This is a genomic window from Neobacillus endophyticus, from assembly GCF_013248975.1.
Classification (GTDB): Bacteria; Bacillota; Bacilli; order Bacillales; family Cytobacillaceae; genus Neobacillus; species Neobacillus endophyticus.
Map to the genome: position 1 here is coordinate 188603 of NZ_JABRWH010000002.1, position 23687 is coordinate 212289.

At 36.0% G+C, this 23687-nt stretch carries 17 protein-coding genes and 2 pseudogenes; all 19 read left to right on the forward strand.

Annotated features, from left to right (window positions below; genetic code table 11):
• The first annotated feature begins 696 nt into the window (after positions 1-696).
• Complete coding sequence (locus HPT25_RS28915) at positions 697-915, forward strand: helix-turn-helix domain-containing protein (RefSeq protein ID WP_173071800.1); 219 nt, start codon at positions 697-699, stop codon at positions 913-915.
• Between the two features lie 175 nt (positions 916-1090).
• Positions 1091-1297: a hypothetical protein gene (locus tag HPT25_RS27060; RefSeq protein ID WP_173071802.1), complete on the forward strand. Its 207-nt coding sequence runs from the start codon at positions 1091-1093 to the stop codon at positions 1295-1297.
• A 264-nt stretch (positions 1298-1561) separates the two neighbouring features.
• The gene (locus HPT25_RS27065; RefSeq protein WP_173071804.1) at positions 1562-1807 is read left to right on the forward strand and encodes a hypothetical protein; all 246 of its coding nucleotides are present in this window, start codon (positions 1562-1564) and stop codon (positions 1805-1807) included.
• Between the two features lie 16 nt (positions 1808-1823).
• Positions 1824-2225: a hypothetical protein gene (locus HPT25_RS27070; RefSeq protein ID WP_173071806.1), complete on the forward strand. Its 402-nt coding sequence runs from the start codon at positions 1824-1826 to the stop codon at positions 2223-2225.
• A 13-nt stretch (positions 2226-2238) separates the two neighbouring features.
• Complete coding sequence (locus HPT25_RS27075) at positions 2239-2802, forward strand: hypothetical protein (RefSeq protein WP_217270015.1); 564 nt, start codon at positions 2239-2241, stop codon at positions 2800-2802.
• Positions 2803-3881: 1079 nt separating this feature from the next.
• Positions 3882-5747 carry a pre-toxin TG domain-containing protein gene (locus tag HPT25_RS27080; protein WP_173071810.1) on the forward strand — a complete coding sequence of 622 codons (1866 nt, stop codon included), beginning with the start codon at positions 3882-3884 and terminating at the stop codon, positions 5745-5747.
• A gap of 372 nt (positions 5748-6119) precedes the next feature.
• The gene (locus tag HPT25_RS27085) at positions 6120-6302 is read left to right on the forward strand and encodes a hypothetical protein (protein ID WP_217270016.1); all 183 of its coding nucleotides are present in this window, start codon (positions 6120-6122) and stop codon (positions 6300-6302) included.
• 258 nt (positions 6303-6560) lie between these two features.
• Entirely contained in the window at positions 6561-8336 is a 1776-nt protein-coding gene (locus HPT25_RS27090; RefSeq protein ID WP_173071814.1) for a sensor histidine kinase, read from the forward strand.
• Entirely contained in the window at positions 8333-9922 is a 1590-nt protein-coding gene (locus tag HPT25_RS27095; RefSeq protein ID WP_246277410.1) for a response regulator transcription factor, read from the forward strand. Before HPT25_RS27090 ends, HPT25_RS27095 begins: the two co-directional genes overlap by 4 nt.
• A 35-nt stretch (positions 9923-9957) precedes the next feature.
• On the forward strand, positions 9958-11292 hold the full coding sequence (locus tag HPT25_RS27100) for an ABC transporter substrate-binding protein (protein ID WP_173071816.1): 1335 nt from the start codon (positions 9958-9960) through the stop codon (positions 11290-11292).
• A gap of 118 nt (positions 11293-11410) precedes the next feature.
• Positions 11411-12772, forward strand: a complete 1362-nt coding sequence (locus HPT25_RS27105) for an IS1182 family transposase (protein ID WP_173071818.1) — start codon at positions 11411-11413, stop codon at positions 12770-12772.
• A 423-nt stretch (positions 12773-13195) separates the two neighbouring features.
• Positions 13196-14557 (forward strand): annotated as a pseudogene (locus HPT25_RS27110) (IS1182 family transposase).
• A 390-nt stretch (positions 14558-14947) separates the two neighbouring features.
• A complete protein-coding gene (locus HPT25_RS27115; RefSeq protein WP_246277426.1) occupies positions 14948-15829 on the forward strand; it encodes an ABC transporter permease in 882 nt (293 codons plus the stop codon).
• 24 nt (positions 15830-15853) lie between these two features.
• Positions 15854-16738: a carbohydrate ABC transporter permease gene (locus tag HPT25_RS27120; protein WP_173071822.1), complete on the forward strand. Its 885-nt coding sequence runs from the start codon at positions 15854-15856 to the stop codon at positions 16736-16738.
• 39 nt (positions 16739-16777) lie between these two features.
• Positions 16778-18418, forward strand: coding sequence for an ABC transporter substrate-binding protein (locus HPT25_RS27125; protein WP_173071824.1), 1641 nt, complete (start codon positions 16778-16780; stop codon positions 18416-18418).
• 88 nt (positions 18419-18506) lie between these two features.
• The gene (locus tag HPT25_RS27130; protein ID WP_246277411.1) at positions 18507-19505 is read left to right on the forward strand and encodes a carbohydrate kinase family protein; all 999 of its coding nucleotides are present in this window, start codon (positions 18507-18509) and stop codon (positions 19503-19505) included.
• Entirely contained in the window at positions 19502-20986 is a 1485-nt protein-coding gene (locus HPT25_RS27135) for a glycoside hydrolase family 32 protein (protein WP_173071826.1), read from the forward strand. The genes HPT25_RS27130 and HPT25_RS27135 overlap by 4 nt, the downstream gene beginning before the upstream one ends.
• A gap of 187 nt (positions 20987-21173) precedes the next feature.
• Positions 21174-22574, forward strand: coding sequence for a glycoside hydrolase family 32 protein (locus HPT25_RS27140; RefSeq protein WP_173071828.1), 1401 nt, complete (start codon positions 21174-21176; stop codon positions 22572-22574).
• 631 nt (positions 22575-23205) lie between these two features.
• Positions 23206-23472, forward strand: a pseudogene (locus tag HPT25_RS27145) (GNAT family N-acetyltransferase); the annotation flags it as partial.
• Positions 23473-23687 lie beyond the last annotated feature (215 nt).

The following is a 23687-nucleotide window of genomic DNA, read 5'->3' on the forward strand; positions in this document are numbered from 1 at the left end:
GGTTCGCTTGTTAAACGGGATCTTTGTCCCAACCAGCCTGAAACATGCTTATACAAGTAGGGAGTGAACAGTTTTGCGGACGGGATCGAGTCCCACGGGCGCTACGTTCTACTCCGACTACCGCTATAATAAAACCAATTAAAAAAAGTTCAACCAGTAAAAACTGGTTAAACTTATATTACGATCGGGCGCGATTGTAGAGTAACATAGAGAGGAAATGATCAAACTTTTTTATAAAAGAATGAGTCAATTAAAAATATTAAGAGCGTGTTTTGATCAATCTTTTTTCCAAAACACGCTCTTTTCTATGTTCGTTTACCAAGGTTATTAGTATCAATTTGATCAAACTTTATTTTAAAGCAACATCTAGAGAACCCCTCTATTCCGCATCAATTTCTTTTTTCATTTTTTTAGAATTAACCCTGCAAACACTTGGCATATAAGCTTTGCCAAGTGTTTGCAAAACTATATGCCGGTGATTTTTTTAAAAGAACGTGGGGCTTTTTACTGATTCTGAAGGACAGATAAACTTATCAGCCTATGAACCTAGTAATCTTAGGAACTTTCATACGAAAATAAAGATTCCTCCCAGGAATATTATTTCTTTTTGCTTGGTTTTTTCTTTTGTTTAAACTTCGGAAATTCTGTCAAAGATGAATACAAAAGAAAAGTGCTTAGAACTGGAGAGTGAAGAACGTGTTTGGCCTTACTACTACAAAGACCAAGTTTGGAAGATACTTAGATAAGCATGATATTAAACAAAGTTGGTTAGCATCTAAAGCAAAAGTTAGTCAAGGGTATATTAGTAAATTAGCAAATGATAAAGAAAAATTGCCTTCTATTCAAGTAGCAAGAAGAATTATAAAAGTACTTAAACAGTATGATCCTAATATAGATTTCAACCGATTTTGGTGATATAGCCATCTTGAAAACTGAAGTTATCATGTTATTATTAATTTTTTGGGTATCCGGATTAATTGGTTGCTGATTACGAATACCTTCACTGATTATAATCCTCAATGGATGCATGTTCCACCATGTATACATATTGTAACTTTTGCCCACTCTAACCATAAAAGGAGTGGTTAATGTGGCTGAAACGTTTAGAAAAAGCAAAGTAAATAAACTAGTTGAAAAGCTCAAAATGAGAAAGGAAATAGCCATTGATAATAATTCTTTTACTAGTGAAAAAGCTCCTATGAGCTATCATGACGGATTTTACAATGGTCAGTTGAATATGCTTAATAAGGTATTAGAAGATATTGATGAAATTTTCAATTTAAGTGAAGCACATTAGTGCTTTTTTCTTTGTGTCATCCTTTGTTTCTTACTTTAAAAACTTTTTTTATAAATCCCTCTTTATAGCGGAACAACCACTTATTCTGATTAGGAGAACCCATCAAAAAAAGTGAGACTGAATCTGTATTCTCACTATCCCTTTGTTGGGTTTTTTGAGTTGGCTATTTGAGTTTTAAATTTTCTTTTATGAGTCATATCTCATTTTCCTGCCCCATATAGTTTATAAAAATCAGGTCTGACACCAAAAAGGGGAAAAGATAAATTGAATGACCATAGGATTCGAAAAAGTGTATCTTTTAACGTTACCGAAGAGTTAGAGAAACAATTGCTCGACTTTGCGCTTAGTCAGTCAGAGAACTTCTCGGGTTATTGCAAAGACCTCATTATGGCTGAAATGAAGCGGGTAGAGCAACGATCCAAACGGAAAATCATTAAATTGAATACGTCTGGTAGTATCTCGATAAGTGCAAATGAATTTGAAACTATGTTTGCTTTAAGAAACACATGAGGAAGGGTGATACGTATTGATGAATAATATCTTTACTCCAATGTTCGATAAAAGAGTCAAGCCTGCTTATCTTCCCCAGCATGAGGAAAAGCCTCGAAAAAAGAGAAAGGATAAAAGAATTCAAATCAAGGTCCCTGTAACAGAAGAGGAAAAAATCGTTATAGCCAAACTAAGCTTCCAGAATGGATACCAAGGTGACATACATCCCTATTTAGATATGTTGTTTTCTGTTGCTGTTGAACGGAATTATATGAAATACGCTCGTTCTATTCCTTATAAAGATACTGCCCTCTATGTATCTACTAAACTTCCAAAAGAAGTTTACGATAAGATCATTCAGCTAAAAGTGGATTGGGGGATGCGTAGCATTCGTCAAGCTGCACATCGTATCTTAATGAATGAAATTAACGTGTCCTAAGGGGTGTTTAATGATGAGCACCATTAAATATAGCCAGTATGATTTATTATCGGAAGAATTAGCTCTTTTAGAGGAAGTTAAAAACCCTTTTAGGCGTGCTCTTAATTCACTGTTTAAGCCGAAAACATTTTTGTTTCATGTCTCTGTCCCTAATGACTTGTATCTCCGAGCGGAAACATTATGTGATGATGTTACAAATTTACGTGATGAGGACGAAACATATACTCAAAGTGAACTAGTGAACCATACCTTCTGTTCTTTTATTGACCAAGTCCGTAAACATGATTCCAATGTTGGCGGCATCTATAACCGTTTAATCGTAAGGAAACAAGAGATTCTTGTCGTGAATAATACACCTCTATTCCCTGCAAAAAGTAAAACCACTGTCAGCACCAAAATCCATCGAGAGGACGTGTACCGATCAGAAGTTTTGTTACGAGACCTTGCTGTATTTGCCCCAAAACATTCACTTCAAGTGGAACACCTCATAGAGATTGTATATTTAGATTTTTTACTGGAATACCAAAATGGCCGGAGAAAGAATGTGATCAAAGAGATTGTAGATACATTAGATTAGCGATTTGGATAAAGCCTTTGAGAAAGGCTATTTTTTTTGCAATCATTACCTTACATTGGCGTGGCAAGGGTGGGTTATTTTTTTTACCCCAAGAATTGGTGTTTACCTTTACAATCAAATTGGATATGCATATAATAAAGATATACAGCAAACGTTAAAAAGGGACACCAGCTGTAACTGGCATCCCTGACATACAAGCTACACTGCTAGAAGTGCAGCGACCCGGTGAAGAAATAATCCTCCAACCTTTGGTCAAGGTATTATATTAAGGGAGGGTTATTTTCTTTTTGTTAAAGAAATAACTGCTATGAATACTGATACGATTAAGCCTGCGAATGAAACTGCAAACATTAGTGATTCGTATACTGTCATCAGCTGTCACCTCCTCTCATGAGGAAGTGGTCGCTGCCCATCTTACCTTGTAACTGTACTCTATTATTATACCATAATTATCCTCTGTTTCCTATTAATATAGTGCTAATTGCACATCTTATATAACTTCTTGCAGGATGGAATTAGTTTATAGATGAGTGGAACGAACAAAATATACTCAATAAGGTGTAGAAAAAGATTCTGTGCTACGATTAATTAGCTCCAAAACCATGTCGAATGATTTTTTTCTGAGCGCTGGTTTCCCAAGAATAAAAATAATATCTACTCTTATCTTTTTGAAAAGTGACTTCTACATCATATGGAATAGCGCCACCTTTATTAAAATTATAATCTATTTTAAGATTATAAATATCTTTATTTGTATATCCTTCTTTTTGAAGCTCCCATAAAACCGCTGTTAAAAGATATTCCCTTTAGTATGTCAAAATCCCTTAAGAAACCAGGCTATGAAGCCCTTGTCGCTATTTACAATTGGTACCGATAGCAACTTAATTTCGGTTGTAACGCTTGGATTAAGCCTTTGAAAAGGGCTATTTTTTTGCAATTTAACGTTATTAGTAAAAAATCCCTATATTTACCTAATGGAATATTGTTTACAATATGTTACGGGTGTTTTGATTTACATATTTAAACAAATGAAAATTTGAAATATCTAAATCTAGATAAACTAGGGGGATTTTTAGCACATGGATGTAAAATATATCCCATCAGACTGGAAGAAGATGCGTGATGGGATTGGGGATTTGATTGGTCTTGGCCGCTGGGGTAAAGGCATGATTGATAGTTTAAAAGATATAAGTGACAATCTGGATAATGCCAAAGAGGCGATCAGGAAATATGATCATGATGGGGTCATTTCTTTTCAGCACGAGAGTCTAGATAGCAAATATCAAAATCTGTATGAGGACTTTGAAGTTCTGCATTCCTTCACTGGGAAGGTAGGGGACATTGTCGACCGCACAATTGACGAGCCGTTCTACGAAGAGATAGACGCCTTTGTAGAGGCAATGAGAGACTTGGATATTTCCACTTACACCACAACGAATCGAATTGGCGCCACAGAAACAAAGATTGTCTATGAGGGATATAGCGAGTCTCACTCAATAGAAGTGCCTAAAACAGAGGTCAATATTGACGATTTATTTAATGGCGATAACTTCTATTCAGAGCGAATGAAAGAGGAATACCAAAAAGTAAAGGAGAAATCCCGCCAAAACTTTTCTCTAGAAGATTACGAGCAAGTTGCTCTCCATAAAGAAGCTTTTCAGTATGAATCTATACGAGATCGGCAAGATCACAAAGAATTTCAAACGCAAATGTGGTTAGCAGGAGGCACAATTGTTGGTGCTGTTGTTACTGCCTTCTGTCCCCCTGTCGGCCTAGCGTTGTTAGGTGTTGTTGGGGTAACGAGCGGTGCGTTGGATATCGGTGCAGCTGTGAGCGGAAAAGACCTGATCTCTGGACGCAAATTGGGAACAGGTGAACGAGCACTACGTGGAGCCTTCGGAGGGCTAGACATGTTGCCGGGGTTAGGCAGCTTATCAAAGCTTAGTGGTACCATAAAGCTCGCGCGCTTTGGCGATAAAATGGCAGAGGTCGGGGTTGAAACAGGAGTTAAAGAGGTAGCCCGGCAAGAAAACTCTAATGTCATTCAACTGGTAAGAAAGACGGATCCATCAACAATATCTCGGATAAAGAGTTCTTCTGAAGCGATCAGTGATAGAGCCAACGTGTTGTCCTTTAATGAAGGAAAAGTTAAACTAGAAGCTAAGAGGCTTCTAAAAGAAGAAGAAATCATACCCCCAAGAAAATATGCATTACCAATGGCAAGTGGGGATAATGTTGGCAAGGTACATATACCTAGTGGAAATACTCACACGATTTCAATAGACGAAATACATGGGGAAAGTGTTGCGGGGGCAGTTAAGGGTACGGGTAAATACGAAAGTACTTTGGATGCCAAATTGGAAAAGTATGTTTGTGATTCCTTTGAAGGTACAGGAAAAGAAGTTCAAGACAACTTCAATAAATATCTTAGAGAAAATGTTTGGTGTGATGAAACGTTATCGAATTCAGAGGAAATTGAAATAATGAAGGAAAACTTCAACAGGTTAACTTCGGAACAAAAAATCGACTTTAATGTTTTAAACGATGAGAAGTTTTTATCACATAATAGTGATTACACAAATTGGGGAGATTGGCCACCTGTTAATTGGCCTGAATTCCCTGGGTTAGATAAAACTCAGTCTATTATTTCTATATCAAAAGAGAATCCAATACCTGAAAAACTAGATAGAATAGGATCACTTTATGGTAACAATTTTGCAACGATTCCGGAGAATGGAATTAAACATACAATGGATGAACGTGCGATTTGTTATATTGATAACCCAGAAGCATATCATAAATATACCTTTGAGAGTACTCACTATATCGATTGTATTGACTGTATTAAAAATAAAGATGTAGATGGGTTGAATAAGATAATTGATGAAATGAATTTTAAAAATATAGATAGTCATATTGAACATATTGATCTTATTCAGCTGTAAATTTGGCCATAAAAAACCCCCGTAAACGTTAGAATGGTGTCTAACATTTACGGGGCAGTTCAAAGGGATTAGGCTTTTTTTATCTTTCAAAATTGTAAATACTTATTTTCTAATGATACCAATTGGGGAGAATGCAGTTCGATATGGTCCTTTTAGAGGGTAAATAAATTTCAGAAAGAGATTCATCCGCACTATCTTAATTTGAAATGAATAGGGGAAAGAACCTATTATTTTTATAACTATATTTTGTCTCATACAGTTGAAATTATTCCGTTTTATGGGGATATTTAGGTTGGGTTGATGTAACTATTTTAGTATTCGCTTTAAAATTAAATCATATAGTAAAAACGCTTGATTTTAAATAGTTTGAGCATGAAAATGTGGAAAAATAATAAAGGGGCGATATTGAAATACAAGCTTTATGTGTGGAATAAACCTAAGAGTTTAATAGAACGAATTGAAATTGTTTTGGAAGTAAGTCATACGAACGAACAGGAAGTTAATTTAAGTGATGATAAAAAACGACAGAAAATGGCGGATACACTCCCGGAGTGATAACCAATTCATATCAATATCACATGGTAAGATTGTAAGGGAAATGCTAAAATAAATAATAGTTTTTTTATAATAAATATTTAAATGATAGTAATCTAGGATGTGTCGATATGAATTGTAAAGTTAATCAGACGAAGATTTATCAGGGGATTAATATTTGTAAATGTGATAACGATAACTGAAAAGTTACCGATTTAAAATTATTCAATTTTTATTACTTAAAACTGTAAGGGCTTTCTTGCAATCTAGGAGGGTTACATGTTTTATTCTTTACGTAATCGCTTGTTTATTATTTTTACTTGTTTGTTAACCATTCCTTTTATAATCTTATCACTTATTATCCCAAATTGGTTTACCTCGATAATTCAAAAGCAGACCCAGGATTTAACCGTAGAGGCAATGGATCAATATTCACTCTATATTAATTCGATTACTAGTCAGGCTGAAGATTTGGGAAAACAGGTGCTGGTTAATCAAACCACACAACAATGGATAAAGTTTGAAAAGGAGTATTCTGGAATACCAATAGAACAACGTTTGTTAATGAAAAATCAACTGAAAACGCTGTTATCATCCATGCTGGCTAACAATTCTAATTCGATGTCGGTTTCCGTGTTTCTCAATGATGGCACTGGAACTTGGGGAAATAATCCTTCGCTTCAGAAAATGGATTGGTATAAAGATTTTACTGAGAAAGATAAAAGGTTTGTGAAGACTCATCTGGATTCTTACCAGCAGACACCTGGTCCCATCAATAGCTATATTTTGCCGCTATTTGATATGAATACACTTATTTCCTATGGAATTATCAAGGTTAATTTTCCTTCCTCTTTACTTGAAACTGCTATCAATAAAATCACCATTGGTAAAAATGGTCATGCCTACTTGATCGATCAACAAGGGGAGAACGTATTAAATGGGCGGATTCAGATTCCTAAAAAGGTCTTATCACAGAGTCTAGACCAAATCAAAAATGGCAAAGTTAAAAAAGGTTTGATAAAAACGGAATATAATCATCAGAAGTATCTCGTTTTTTATCAAAAGCAATCAGTGGGTGATTGGGTTCTTATTAGTGATGTAAATCAGGCTGATTTATTTTCCAAAGTTACCCGCTTACAACATAAACTTTTCTTGATTAACGTAATAGTATTTATTTTAACCATTGTGGCATCTTACTTATTTTCGTCCAATATCGTCGGTCCGTTAGGAAAACTTGCGAAGGCAATGGGGTTTCTTGAACATGGAGACTTTTCCGGTGCTAAACGCATCATGCCGACTATTAAATCTTCTAAACACGAAGTTGGATATGTCATTAACGTGTTCGGCCATACCATTGATCAATTAAAGAATCTGATTGAAAACGAGTATAAAGCAAATCTGCGCCGGAAGGATGCGGAATATAAAGCCTTATTATTACAAATCAATCCCCATTTCTTGAACAACACGCTTGAAGTCATTGGGGGATTAGCCCTTCAAGGGAAAAATAAAGAGGTCATGAATGTAAGTATTTACTTAGGCCGCATGATGAGATATTCCTTGAACACGCAAAGCAATGTGGTGAATTTGGGTGAAGAAATCAATTATATCCGGAGTTACACAGAGATATTAAAATTGAGATATGAGGATACCATTTCTATTACGATTGAAGAAGACCCTGAAACAAAACACATTCCAATCATAAAATTTATTTTACAACCGCTTGTAGAAAATGCTGTTAAATATAGTTTTATCGAAAAGAAATATGCGCAAATTCATATTAAAACCGCAAAGAGTCATAACCAAGTACTTATTGGGGTAGAAGATAATGGTATTGGAATGTCTGATGATTTTATCCTCGACTTATCGAATCAAGAAAAGAATAATGAAACTAGTAGTGTTTTAGAGAGTAAGGGAAAGAGTATTGGACTAAGAAATGTTATTGGCCGATTGAAGCTTTACTATGGACAAAACTTTTCCTATCAGATTCATTCTGAAAAGAGTGTTGGTACTAAGATTACATTATGTATAAATATCGATGGAGGAGAAAATACATGATGAAGGTAATCATCGTAGATGATGAGATCCAAATTCGCAAGGGCTTACGGTTGAAAGTGGATTGGGAAGAAGAAGGATATCAAATTGCAGACGAGGCTTCCAATGGGCAGGAAGCACTGGAACTACTCCAAACCATGGATATTGATGTGGTCATTACAGATATGAGGATGCCGATTATGGACGGGATTGAATTGGCAAAACGTTGTCACCAATCATTTCCTAACGTAAAAGTAATCGTTCTTTCAGGATACTCTGATTTTGAATATGTACGTGGGTCGTTAAAGGAAGGCGTAAAAGACTATCTATTAAAACCTGTTGCCCCTGATGAATTAATCGAAGTGTTAAGGAAAATTCGTATAGAGGTAGAGGAAGAAAAAAGAAATCAAATGGAAATCGGTCGGATGCGACGGCTTGTTCACACTCAACTGCAGGAAGTTCAAGAACAATACTTGCTTTATTTAGTAAAAGAGGAATGGCTGGATCTTAAGGCGGTTGCAGAAAGACTGCGCCAGCTTCGATTGGAGGAAATTGCTAATGAGAATGTTGAAATACAATTCGTAACAGTGGAAATTAGAGAGTCCAATGAGGATTCCAATAGAGTAAAGGATCTTTGGCAGCCTTTTCAGATCCTATCTAAAGAAATCGCAAAAGATCACGGAGGGACTTATTCGTTTTACGACCCAAGCTATTCCAATATGATTCACTTTTTACATTTATTAGATGAAGAGAAAAGAAATAGAACCAGCAGCTTAGTGAACAAAATTCAGCAGAACGTCAAAACATTTCTGGATTTAGAAACTGTCATAGGAATCGGAAATGTGGTTAAGGCTATTCCGGAATTTAAGACCGGGTATATTTCCAGCTTGCTTGCCTGGAGTCAAAGTCAACTAGGGCCACAATCCCAGATTATAGATGGTACTAAAGCTAAAGAGGAAATAATGGAGGTCTCACCTGGTTTTGAAAGAGGATTGACAAATGCGATTGAAAATGTAAATTTTGAAGCATTCAAAGAAAATATACACGCGGTTTTAGGAGGAAGTGAGAATCTTTCCATATTGTCCTTTTCCTTTGCCGCTAATATAGTATTATTTTTATTAACCTCCCTTGCGCAAAAATACGACCTTGAAACGAAAGATATTCAAAAAATGATGTGGAATTGTCAGCAAAGTATTGGGAAACTCAATTCCCAAAGTAAAGTATTGGAGCAACTTGTTCAATTGGCGCAGTTAATTATCGAAAAAGTTCGTATGGCCCGGTTTTCCAACGGGAAATTAATTGTTGATAGTGTTCGGAATTATCTGGACAAGCATTATGGAAATGAAATTTCACTAACCTTTTTATCAGAGTTATTTCATATTAATAGTGCTTATTTATCTGAAACGTTTAAACAGCAAATAGGGCAGAATTTAAGCGACTATCTTGTTAACATACGGATGGAAAAAGCACGGAATTTCTTAAAAGATAAACAGCTCAAAATAATTGATGTATCAAACTTGGTAGGTTTCGCTAATTCGGGTTATTTTAGTACCGTTTTTAAAAAGCATTTTGGTAAAACACCTGTTGAATATCGTAATTCTTTAGAGTAAACCATTTCTGTAAAGCGCAGGAAGAGGGGATGCAGATGAAAAAATGGTTAACCATCAGTATTTTTGGAATTATTCTATTAAGTATCACAGGATTTTTTGCGTCCTTCTTAAATCCTTCCTCAAGAGACGAAAAAAATATGGTGAATAAAAGCGCCACTAGAGAACAAATCCATCTTACGTTCTGGCGGAACTCCGGGAACGGGGCAGAAAATAAAGCATATGAAGAATTAGTGTCTTATTTTGAAGCAACTCATCCTAATATTGTCATTAATATGGTCTCGATTGTATATAGCGACTATGAAATAAAATTAAGGACCCAAATTGCTGCTGGGAATCCGCCGGATATTATGGCCATAGATAGTCCCAACTTAGCTCTATATGCCAATGCAGGTTCACTTTTGTCCATCGATCAAAATATGCGGAATAAGGGGAAGATTAAAGATATTCCTCCATCAACATTAAAGGGGTTAACATTTAAAGGTAAAATCTACCTTGCTCCCATTGTAGAGTCCAGTATTGCTCTTTTTTACAATAAACATTTATTCAAAGAGGCTGGAATTCGTTTTCCATCTGCCGATCCCACCAAACCTTTAACCTGGGATCAGGTTTTCGAGATGGCTAGAAAATTAAATGACCGGAAAAAAGGTATATATGGGATTGATCCGGCACAAGGATTTGGCGATGGTGAATCTCCGGCATATTTTAAAATTCCTCTTCTCTGGCAGTTCGGAGGGAGAGTTTTAAATGAGAATGGAACGTCTGCAAGCGGGTTTTTGGATTCGAAGGAATCGTTAGAGGCCCTGCAATTTTACCAAGACATGTATCATATATATGGAGTAGCTGCTGTTGAAATGCCGCCAAATCCTTTCGTAACCGGAAAGCTTGCTATGACGGTGCTTGGCTCATGGTCATTAGAGGATCTGGAGCACAACTATCCAAATTTTAAACTGGGTGAGGATTTTGGAGTTGCGCCAATGCCAATGGAAAAGAATCAAGTTGTTCCAAACGGTGGATGGGCACTTGGAATCTCATCAAAAACCGGGTATCCAAAGGAAGCTTGGGAGTTTATCAAATATGTTACTAGTTATGAAGGGATTAAAAAATATGTGAAAGTAACGGGTGATATTCCTGCAAGATACTCCGTAGCCAGAGATCTCCCTGAATTTAACCAATATCCTAAAAATATATTTTGGCAGCAAGTGCAAAACTATTCCAGGAATCGCCCAGTTACCGCAGCCTATCCTGTTGTAAGCGATGCGATTAAAACGTTATTTGAAGAAGTGGGAATTGGCGGGGAGGATGTAAAGTCTTCAGCAGAGAAAGCAGTTGAGAAAATCAATACAGGTCTCAATCAAATACAGCATCCTTAATTCATGAATCCTCTAGTACACTAGAGGATTTCAGACTGTCGACAAAATCCAGAAGATAACGGATTTTGCCGGCAGTTTTTTGTATAATTAAGTTATTGAGTATAGAGGTGATAATGAAATGCTAACTAAAAATACACAGATAAATCGAGACCAATTAGAAATGATTACTTTAGACCAGCTTGTTCCTGCGAATCACTTAGTTCGCAAGATTGAGGCTGCAATAGATTTTTCATTTATTTATAAACTAGTCCAAGATATGTATTCATCTGAGCGTGGTCGCCCAAGTATCGATCCTGTTGTATTAATAAAGATGGCTTTCATTCAATATACCTTCGGTATTCGCTCCATGCGAAAAACTATTGAGGAAATTGAAACAAACCTTGCTTATCGTTGGTTCTTAGGTTTTGGGTTTCATGATAAAGTTCCCCACTTCTCAACCTTCAGTAAAAACTATGACAGACGTTTCAAGGATACGGATTTATTTGAACAAATCTTCTACCGTATTTTAAAAGAAGCAGCTGATAAAAAGTTAATTAGTGCTGAACATATATTTATCGATTCTACGCATGTAAAAGCAAGTGCAAATAAACGTAAATTCGAAAAGAAAATGGTTCGTAAGGAAACAAAAGCTTATGAGGCTCGTCTTCAAGAAGAAATCAATAGTGATCGAGAGGAACATGGAAAAAAGCCTTTTCCACCAGATAAATTTGAAAAAGAGGAAAACAAGGAAATAAAAGAAAGTACCACAGATCCAGAAAGTGGTTACTATGTAAAGGATGAGCGAACGAAACAAATTGCTTATTCATTTCATGCGGCCGCTGATAGAAATGGATTTATTCTAGGGACGATTGTAACTCCAGGTAATGTTCATGATAGTACGATGTTTGAACCTTTGCTTGAAAAGGTCATTGATAACTGTGGAAAACCTGATGCTGTTGCTGTTGACGCTGGCTATAAAACACCTGCTATTGCTCAATACTTAATAGAAAATGATATTGAACCTGCCTTACCCTATACACGCCCACGTACAAAGGAAGGATATTTGAGAAAGCACGACTATGTGTATGATGAACATTTTGACTGTTATATATGTCCGGAAGGGCAAGTTCTTGAATATAGAACTACTACTAAAGAAGGTTACCGTCAGTTTTTCTCTAATCCAACAAAATGTAAGGATTGCCCTTTATTAGCACAGTGCACACAGAGTCAAAATCATCAAAAGTTGATTCAACGGCATGTGTGGGAAAAGTATCTAGAGGAAGCTAATCACCTTCGTCATACACCCGAGAACAAAATTATATATGCAAAACGCAAAGAAACTATTGAAAGCGTATTTGCAGATGCTAAAGAGAAGCATGGTATGCGGTGGACGACTTTAAGAGGTCTTAAAAAATTGTCCATGCAGGCGATGCTTACTTTTGCTGCTTTGAATTTGAAAAAACTGGCAAACTGGACTTGGACTGGTCCGAAAATAGTATAAAAATCGACCCCGGAGGGGTCTAATTAAAGAGTAATCAAATAAAAAAATTACTTTAAATGGAAAAAGCATTCCGAATAGACTGATACGGAATGCCTTTTGTCTACAATCTGAAATCCTCTAGTGTACTAGAGGATTCAGACTGTCGACAAATCCGAAGGATTTCGGGTTTAAAATCGACAGTCTTTTTTGTTTGGCCATATTAAACTTGTCTGTTGATTTCCGTTCCAGGCGGCTTCGCTTTCCGCGGGCGGTTCGGGGAGCCTCCTCTGCGCTTTCAGCGCCTGCGGGGTCTCCCCTGTCCCGTACTCCCGCAGGAGTCTTCGCCGCCTTCCACTCCAATCAACAGAGTGTAAAAATCAATAATGTACATTAACACAGCCTTTTGTATAATTTATTTACAGAGAATTAATAGAGGTGGATGGAATGCTTTCGAAAAATACACAGATAAATCGTGACCAAATTGAAATGATTGCCTTAGATCAACTTGTACCTGCTGATCACTTGGTTCGCAAAATAGAAGCCGCAGTAGATTTTTCATTTATCTATTCATTGGTTGAAGATTTGTACTCAACTAAGCGCGGACGTTCAAGTATTGACCCTGTTGTATTAATTAAGATGGCTTTCATTCAATATACCTTCGGTATCCGTTCGATGCGTCAAACGATAAAGGAAATTGAAACAAATATGGCGTATCGCTGGTTTTTAGGATTTGGTTTTTATGATAAAGTACCCCACTTTTCAACTTTTGGTAAAAACTACGAACGTCGTTTTAAGGATACAGACTTATTTGAATAAATTTTCTACCGTATTTTAAAAGAGGCAGCAGATAAAAAGTTAGTTAGTTCGGAACATGTATTCATTGATTCAACTCACGTTAAAGCAAGTGCAAATAAACGCAAATTCGAAAAGAAAGTAGTTCGGAAAGAATCAAAAGCTTATGAAGCACGTCTTCAAGCAGAAATTAATAGTGATCGTGAAGAACATGGGAAAAAGCCCATCCCACCAGATAAATATGAAAAAGAAGAAAACAAAGAAATAAAAGAAAGTACAACAGATTCGGAGAGTGGTTACTATGTAAAAGACGAAAGGACAAAGCAATTTGCTTATTCATTTCATGCAGCCGCAGATAGAAATGGTTTTGTCCTGGGGACTATTGTAACTCCAGGTAACGTTCATGATAGTACAATGTTAGAGCCTCTAGTTGAAAAGGTCATTGAAAAATGTGGGAAACCTAATGCTGTAGCTGCTGATGCCGGATATAAAACACCTGCTATTGCTCAATATTTAATTGAAAATGAAATTCGCCCTGCTTTACCCTATACACGACCACGTACAAAGGAGGGATATTTGAAAAAGCACGATTATGTCTATGATGAGCACTTTGATTGTTACATATGTCCGGAAGGACAAGTTCTGGATTATAGAACGACTACTAAGGAAGGTTATCGACAGTACATCTCTAATCCTGTTATATGTAAGGATTGCCCACTTCTAGCACAATGTACACAAAGTCAAAATCATCAAAAGCTCATTCAACGACATATCTGGGAACCATATCTTGAAGAGGCTGAACATCTTCGTCATACAGAAGAGAATAAAATAATATATGCACGTCGTAAAGAAACAATTGAACGTGTATTCGCGGATGCGAAAGAAAAGCATGGTATGCGATGGACAACCTTAAGAGGTCTTAAAAAATTGTCCATGCAGGCGATGCTTACTTTTGCTGCTATGAATTTAAAGAAGTTGGCTACATGGACTTGGAAAAGTCCAGAAATGGCATAAAAATAGACCCCGCCGGGGTCTACCTTAAGAAAAATCAAACAGAAAAATCCCAATTTTAGAAAAGGGCGCCAGAATCGGAACTTTTGAAATGCCTTTTGTCTACAATCTGGAATCCTCTAGTACACTAGAGGATTTTTTTATTTCATTGCATTTGCCAAAAATTTTAAAAGTCATTAACCAAAGATATTGAAATATTTAGGATAGGTCCTTTGTTATAGTTATACCAGAGAACAGGCAATTGAAATGAAGATAACGCAAAAATGTAACCGATTTCTAATATGTAAAAAAGGAGGATCTGATGTGGAGCAAGCGTACAATAAGGTAGAAACGAAGCAAAGCACATTAAGGAAAGAAGCATTAAGTACGAAAACATTAAAAAAACTGAAGTATATGAAAGAGAATTATCAATTATATCTTTTTGTTTTGCCGGCATTGGTTCTTATCATCATTTTTAAATACATTCCGATGTACGGTGCTATTATCGCATTTAAGGATTTTAACCCGTTACAAGGAATCATGAACAGTCCATGGATTGGATTTGAAAATTTCAAAAAGTTTATGAACACCCCGGATTTTACGAATTTATTAGGCAATACTTTGAAATTAAGCGCATTTGGATTGTTATTTGGCTTTCCTGTTCCTATCATATTAGCCCTGATGCTCAATAGAATTAGAAACGTTGCCCTGAAGAAAAATATTCAACTAGTATTATATGCTCCTAATTTTATTTCTGTAGTGGTAGTTGTCGGGATTGTCTTTATTGTCTTATCTCCTGTAGGACCGATCAATCATATCTTCAGTTTATTTGGTGGAAAGACAATTGATTTTATGACAGAACCGGGTTACTTCCGGTCCATCTATATTATTAGTGATATTTGGCAATTTGCCGGTTGGGCCTCAGTTGTCTATCTGGCTGCACTTGCAAACGTAAGCCAGGACTTAATTGACGCTGCAAAAATCGATGGTGCCAATATTCTTAAACAAATCATTCATATCGATTTGCCTGCGATTAAACCAATTATGGTGATTCAGTTCATATTAGCTGCAGGTAATATTATGAGCATAGGCTTTGAAAAAGCTTATTTATTACAAACTTCCATGAATCTTCCTACTTCAGAAATTCTGCCAACCTATGTCTATAAAATTGGTTTGCAAATGGGTGATTATGGATATTCAACGGCTATTGGATTATTTAATTCTGTTATTAATGTAATCTTACTAATTACTGTTAATCAAATAGTAAAACGCTTAAACGAAGGAGAAGGTTTATAAATTGAAGATTAGGAGGTGAGTTTTATGTTTAAGCAACAAACGAAGGCAGATAAAACCATCTTAGCTCTAAACGCCATAATCTTGACCTTAATTGTCCTAGCTATTTTGGGACCATTAATCTACGTTGTAATGGCATCGTTTACAGACCCAAGTACGTTATTGAACAGTGGATTAACTTTAAATCCATCTAAATGGACAATTCAAGGTTATTTACGAGTATTTAAGGATGGTTCCATCTTAACAGGATTTAAAAATTCTTTATTTTATTCGACTGCTTTTTCAATCATTTCGGTTAGTATAACTTTGCTCGCGGCATATCCGTTATCAAGAAAGGATTTTGTGGGCAGAAAAGTTATTATGACAATATTTATTATTACCATGTTCTTCGGGGGAGGATTAATCCCAACGTATCTATTAGTGAAAAACTTAAACATGTTAGATACCGTTTGGGCGATTTTATTACCAGGAGCAGTAAACGTTTGGAACATCATTTTAGCAAGAGCTTATTTTCAGGGAATACCCAATGAATTAAGGGAGGCGGCGGTAGTAGATGGAACATCTGAAATGCAATATTTCTTTCGGATTTTATTGCCGCTAAGTAAGCCTATTATCGCTGTTCTAGTATTATATCAATTTGTCGGTCAATGGAACTCCTATTTTGATGCCATGATCTATCTAAAAAGTGATAATTTACAACCATTGCAGATTGTACTACGGTCTATTCTTGTTCAAATGCAGCCAAGACCTGGAATGATGCAAGATGCCCAAAATACGGCTCAGCTCCAGCAGATTGCTGAAATGGTTAAGTATTCCAGTATTGTTATTTCAAGTTTGCCATTAATTTTAATCTATCCATTCTTCCAAAAATACTTTGAAAAAGGAGTAATGGTAGGTTCTATTAAAGGATAAAAAAAAAGTTTTAAAAACAATTTTTAGGGGTGTTAAGAAATGAAAAAAACGAAAAAAGTGAGTTATTTAGTCACGACTGCACTAGCTGCAAGTTTATTGGTTGCGGGATGCTCTCATTCATCTTCATCTTCTGCCTCAGCAAATGGTGCAAAAGGTACCAATTCATCACCTAATTACGCATTAAAAAATGTAAAGTTTCCTTTACAAAAGAAAGTAACGTTAAAATTTCTTACTCAAAGCTCACCTATTGCGCCTAAAAATCCTAATGATAAATTAATTTGGAAAAGGTACGAAAAGGATACAAATGTCCATATCGATTGGACGAATTACACTTGGGACCAATTCGGAGATAAAAGAAATTTGGAACTTGCGAGCGGGGACTTTCCAGATGCCATCTTTCAAGCAGGGTTAAGTGATAATGATATCCTGAGGTATGCTAAACAAGGTGTGATTATTCCTGTTGAGGACCTAATCAATAAAGATATGCCAAATCTGAAAAAAGTCCTGGATTCGCATCCTGAATATAAAAGGTTGATTACCGCTTCGGATGGCCATATCTATTCCTTCCCATGGATTGAAGAGCTTGGAACAGGAAAAGAAGCCATTCAAGCTCTGGATGATATTCCTTGGATCAATAAAAAGTGGCTGGATCAGTTAGGATTGAAAATGCCTACCACTACTGATGAATTGGAAAAAGTGCTACTTGCCTTTAAAGAAAAGGCTCCAGCCGGAGCTGATACGGTTCCTATGTCCTTCATGATTAACCATGGCGGAGAAGATCCAGCCATGCTGCTAGGGGCTTTTGGAATGGGAGACAATGATGACCACTATATGGTAAAAGAAGATCAAAAGGTGGTTTATACAGCCAACCAACCAGGATATGAAAAGGGAATCGAATGGCTTCACAAACTGCAGACAGAAGGGTTAATTGATAAAGAAGCCTTTACACAAGATTGGAATACTTATGTGGCAAAGGGTAAAAACGAGCGGTATGGATTATACTTCACGTGGGACAGAGCCAATATTACCGGAAATAATGAAGATTATGTGCCGCTGCCTCCATTAAAGGGGCCGGATGGTCAGATCAATGTCCCTCGAACCAATGGTTATGGATTTGACAGAGGCAGAATGGTCATTACAAGTGCCAACCAGAATCTTGAATTAACCGCAAAGTGGATAGATAAAGCTTATGAACCCATTCAATCTGTTCAAAATAACTGGGGGACTTATGGAGACAAAAAACAACAAAATATTTTCGAGCTTACCAGCAATGGTAGTTTAAAACACTTACCACTTGGAACTACATCTCCTTGGGATTTAAGACAAAAAACAAATGTGGATGGACCTTTAGCTGTACTGAATGAGTATTACGGAACCGTAACGACAAAGCCGGACGATGCTGCCTGGAGATTAAATATTTTGCATAGTATCTATGTGCCGTATATGAAAGCTACGTATAATTATCCACCACTTTTCTTGGACAAGGATAATCAGGATCAACTAACACAGCTTGAGTCCGTGGTGAAACCGCTGGTTGAAAGAAAGAAAGCGGAATGGATTTTAAAAGGCGGGATAGAATCGCAATGGAATGACTACGTAAAAACGTTGGACAAAGACGGTCTTTCAAAAATCCTTTCTATTAAACAACAAGCTTATGATAAGTTCAACACTGGAAAATAACCCAGTATATTAACTTTTTTAAATCAAACAAGTCGATCAGAAGGATTTTCTGTTCGGCTTGTTTTTAAGAATGGGGGAAAAGTGTATTTTGGAGAAAGTATATGATGTTATCGCACTGGGTGAACTGTTGATTGATTTTACACCTGCAGGTAAATTAGAAAGCGGGGAAGTTCGATTTGAACAAAATCCTGGAGGCGCTCCCGCAAATGTGCTGACTGCATTGGCTAAATTCGGTAAAACAACCGCTTTTATCAGTAAGGTAGGTAATGATCAGTTTGGGTATTATTTAAATTCTGTTTTAGAAAAAAGCAATATCAACACTAGAGGCATTGTTTTCACTGATGATGTAAATACAACCTTAGCTTTTGTTCACCTAGATGATCAGGGGGACCGTTCTTTTAGTTTTTACCGTAAACCCGGAGCTGATATGATGTTACATGAAAATGAGATAGACTTGGAGATGATTGCAAATTCTCGCATTTTTCATTTTGGATCCATTTCAATGACTCATGAGCCATCGACAACTGCCACATTAAAAGCAGTTGCTTTTGCCAAGGAGAATGGCCTCCTTATTTCTTACGATCCAAACCTAAGAATGAATCTTTGGAGCGATTTTAATCACGCAAAGAACATGATTGAATTGGGCTTGAAATATGCCGATATTTTAAAAATTTCGGAAGAAGAACTTGAATTTATGACGGGAATAAAAGATCTTCGTGACGGTTCTGAATATATTTTTAGCCATTTTGGTATCAAACTAATTTTTGTTACGTTAGGGTCTAAAGGCTGTTTTTACCGATTAGGTAATGAAACTGGTAAATGTTATGGGTATGAGATAGTGCCAATCGATACAACAGGTGCGGGAGATGCCTTTTTGGCTGGTATTTTATATCAAATAATTGAAAGAAATAAATCTATTACTGAGTTAAGTTTAAAAGATGTAGAACAAATGGTATCATTTTCTAATGCAGTAGGAGCCCTTGCGACAACAAAAAAAGGTGCAATACCAGCTATGCCTACTTTGGAAGAAGTTCTTACATTATACAAGAAGCCAATTTGTGTAAAAGAGGGGATTGTATCAGAATGAATAGATTAAAAGTTAAAGAAAAGTTCCGTCCGCAGTTTCATTTTTCGCCTGAATCCAACTGGATGAATGATCCAAATGGAATGGTTTATTATGATGGAGAATACCATTTATTCTACCAGTACCATCCTTTCGGTACGACATGGGGACCAATGCATTGGGGACATGCTTTAAGTAAAGATTTGATTCATTGGGATCACCTTCCAATAGCGCTGGCTCCTGACGAGAATGGGGCAATTTTTTCTGGAAGTGCTGTGGTCGATTGGAATGATACAACAGGGTTTTTTGATGGAAAGTCTGGACTTGTTGCGATATTCACTCATGCTGATAATTATCTTGGTTCAGACCGCCCTAGACAGCGGCAAAGTCTTGCCTATAGTACGGACAATGGGCGTACATGGACAAAATATGCCGGGAACCCAGTTTTGGTGGATGAAAGTATAACTGATTTTCGAGATCCTAAGGTATTTTGGCATCAGGAATCGAAAAAATGGGTGATGATTCTTGCGGCAGGAAATCATGTCCGTTTTTATACTTCCCAAGATTTAAAAATTTGGTCTTTTGCCAGTGAATTTGGTAAAGAAGAGGGATCCCATGCCGGTGTTTGGGAGTGCCCGGACTTGTTCAAATTACAGGTTAATGGAAATCCAAATCATAACAAGTGGGTAATGATTGTTAGTATTGGTAATGAATCAGCTTATGAAGAGGGTTCAAGAACGCAGTATTTCATTGGTGATTTTGATGGATTAACGTTTACAAATGACTATTCTAACGAAACAATCCTTTGGTTGGATCATGGAAGAGATAATTATGCTGGTGTGACATGGTCTGATATCCCAAATGAGGATGCAAGACGTATTTTTATCGGTTGGATGAGCAATTGGAAATATGCAAATGAAACTCCAACCGATTCTTGGAGAAGCGCCATGACAGTACCACGTGAATTAAGCTTAGCAGAAACGTCGGATGGGATAAGACTAATACAAACTCCATTGGCTGAGCTTAAAAAGCTTAGACAAGAAAAACAATCCTTGGAAAATCTGAACCTTGAAGCAGATAAAAATTTAGCTGTAGAATTTTTAAGTGATCAATTAGAAATAATAGCTGAATTTGAACTTCAATCTACAACAGAATTTGGGTTTAAGGTTCGTAAGTCCGATATAGAGGAAACCATCATCGGGTATAGTGCTTCCGAGAATTTCCTGTTTGTTAATCGTGTTAACTCAGGGATATCAAATTTTAACGAGTTCTTCCCATGTAAACACGGTGCTTCATTGTCTCCAAAGAATAATCGAATCAAATTGCATATTTTTGTAGATTGTTCTTCAGTTGAAGTTTTTGCGAACGAAGGAGAATTAGTTATGACTGATCAAATCTTCCCCGATCCTTCGAGTAAAGGACTTGAATTATATACAAAAGATGGAAAGGTCAAATTACTATCCTTAACAATTTATCAACTCGATTCCATTTATAGATCACGATAATTTTTTCTCATTTAGGGGTACCACTATATTACACAACGAATGTGAATAGGAGGCTTCCCCTTTTCTTATTGATAAATATCATACCAATAGAGGTGCGAAAATGAGATATTTATTAATCCGAAGAAAAAGGATGTTTATGGTGATATTTTTTATTATTTTTTTTATGATGGGAGGCTGCGGGATTCAGATGAATAAAAAAAATCTAATAATCTATCCAAGGAATAAGGAGAGTTGGGTAGGTGATCCTATGCCTTTTTTTGATGGTCAAAGTTTTGAGGTGTTTTACTTAGAGGATTTAAGAAATAGAGATAAAGGCTTTCATCCATGGAGTTTATTATCGACAAAGAATTTTTTTGAATATAAAAATGAAGGTATTGTAATTCCTTATGTCAATGATAGTCAGTCACAGGAACTAGCTCTTGGGACAGGATCAGTCATAAAAGATAAAGAAGGAACATACCATGCCTTTTATACCGGGCATAACGAAAATAAAACACCTAAGGAAGCGATTATGCATGCAGTAAGCAAGGATATGAAAAAATGGACAAAACAGCCTGATGATACTTTCTATGGCTCCAATCAATATGAAAAGGATGATTTTAGAGATCCATATGTTTTTTATAATCAGGATTACAAACAATATTGGATGTTAATTACAACGAGGAAGAATAATATGGGTGTAATTGCTCTTTATACTTCAAAGGATCTGAAGAAATGGGAAGATAATGGTGTGTTTTTTTCAAATGACACGGGTAGTGATTCAAACCTAGAATGTTCCTCTCTGATTAAATATAGAGGCTATTGGTATTTAACATTCTCTGACCAATGGCCTAATCGAGTTGTTCATTACAGAATTGCATCAGATTCAAAAGGCAAGTTTAAAAAGCCTCGACTTGATCATTTTGATGGAAATGGATTTTATGCAGGTAGAATGGAGAATGATAAAAAGAACTTATATCTATTTGGGTGGGTACCAACAAAAATAGGATATGATGATTCACAGAATTATGATTGGGCAGGAAATTTAGTAGTTCACCAAATAAAACAAAAGGGAAATGGTGAATTGTTTCCAATTGTACCTGAAAGTATTGATGAAGAGGTGCAAAGCAATGTAAAACTTAAGCCAATTACTCAATCAAATGCCATTTGGTCATCCAAAAATAGCTTTACTTTTTCTGGGAATAGGTTTGGAGCAGTAAGATTTAGGGAAATACAAGGAGTAAAAAAGATTACAGGAAGTATTGCTACAAACGATAAGAATAACCAATTTGGTTTCGTGTTCGATGTTGGAGAAAACGGGAAAGCCCCATTAAACATTGTTTTTAACTCCCAAAGAGGGCAATTGGAGTTTTACAATGTTTCAACGGATAAAATTGGAAGTGTAGAACCACAATCAACCATGCCATTTCAAGTAACAAAAAGTGAAAATATAGACTTTAAGATTCTTACTGATGATTCAGTTGTAGTTCTGTATGTAAACAATAAAGTTGCTTTTAGTACACGGATGTTTAATATGAGAAAACATCAATGGGGAATCTTTTCGGTTGATAGTAATGTAACCTTCCAAGATTTAAAAATTAATAATTAAACCAAAATCTAGTTAACTCTAAAAATTGGTTTAGCAATTTAAAATTTTTTGGAAAGGTATTTGATAATTCATATTTCATAGTAACAGCTATTAGACATTGTAATCTTTTTTTCCTTGAATTAAGTTTGGAGGGGGATTTTAGATATTTTCTAGTTTTTTGAGAAAATAAACATTTCAAAGGAGCTTATCAAACAGATCGATAAGCTCTTATATCGAATATCCCCATGATTTGGCTGTAGAAATGGAGTAATTTCCCCACTTTCCAAATTGAATTAAACGAATAAAAAACAGTTAATGTAGTATAAATTGTAACAATTTAATTTTAAAAATCCTTAGAAAACTGATTTAGAAGGCCAATGTGCCGAAAATCAACTTTCATGATTTACGCCGAATGTACACCAGGCTTTTAGTAGAAAGTGGAGCAAGTTTCTTTTTAATACAAAAACTTTTAAGCTTCAATCCCTTCACTCAACATTTCATCTTATTGGCCAATATTTGTCTCTTAAAGATTTCAACGTTTTGGGAAGTCAGAAGAAAAAATCAATAAGGCCGATACTATAGATAAAAAAATTCGTAAAAGAAGTAAGAAAGAATCGGATAAAGAACTCAAAAAGATGAGGAAAATTTTGATGGAGAATTATATTCACTTTATCTCTTACAGGAATCTAGAGGATTAGGTATAGGAAGGCAGCTGGTTTCAGCTATTACCAAGCATTTTAAAGAAAAAGGTATTTATTCTATGATGGTTTGGTTAATGAAACAAAATAAACCTGGACTTGGTTTTTATGAACGTATGGGAGGAAAAGAATATATTCATAGGACTAGTATGTTTGGAAAAACCATAGTAGAGGATGTTGCGTATGGCTGGAAGGATATTTCAGAATTATGTATTGAGTAAGAGTAAAAAAGATTTACACATGTGGCTTTAGTAAAGTGCTCTTTTCAAATTCATACTTTCGTTATTCAAGAATAGGGCGCAAGAATTGAAGAATTTATGGACTGTAGCGACAGTCCATTTTTTCATGATCGTTAATCCGTAAAATGCTCTAAACTCTTTCTGTAGACTTAGGACAAATGTGTTACGATAAAACTAAAATTTGCGAGTACATAACC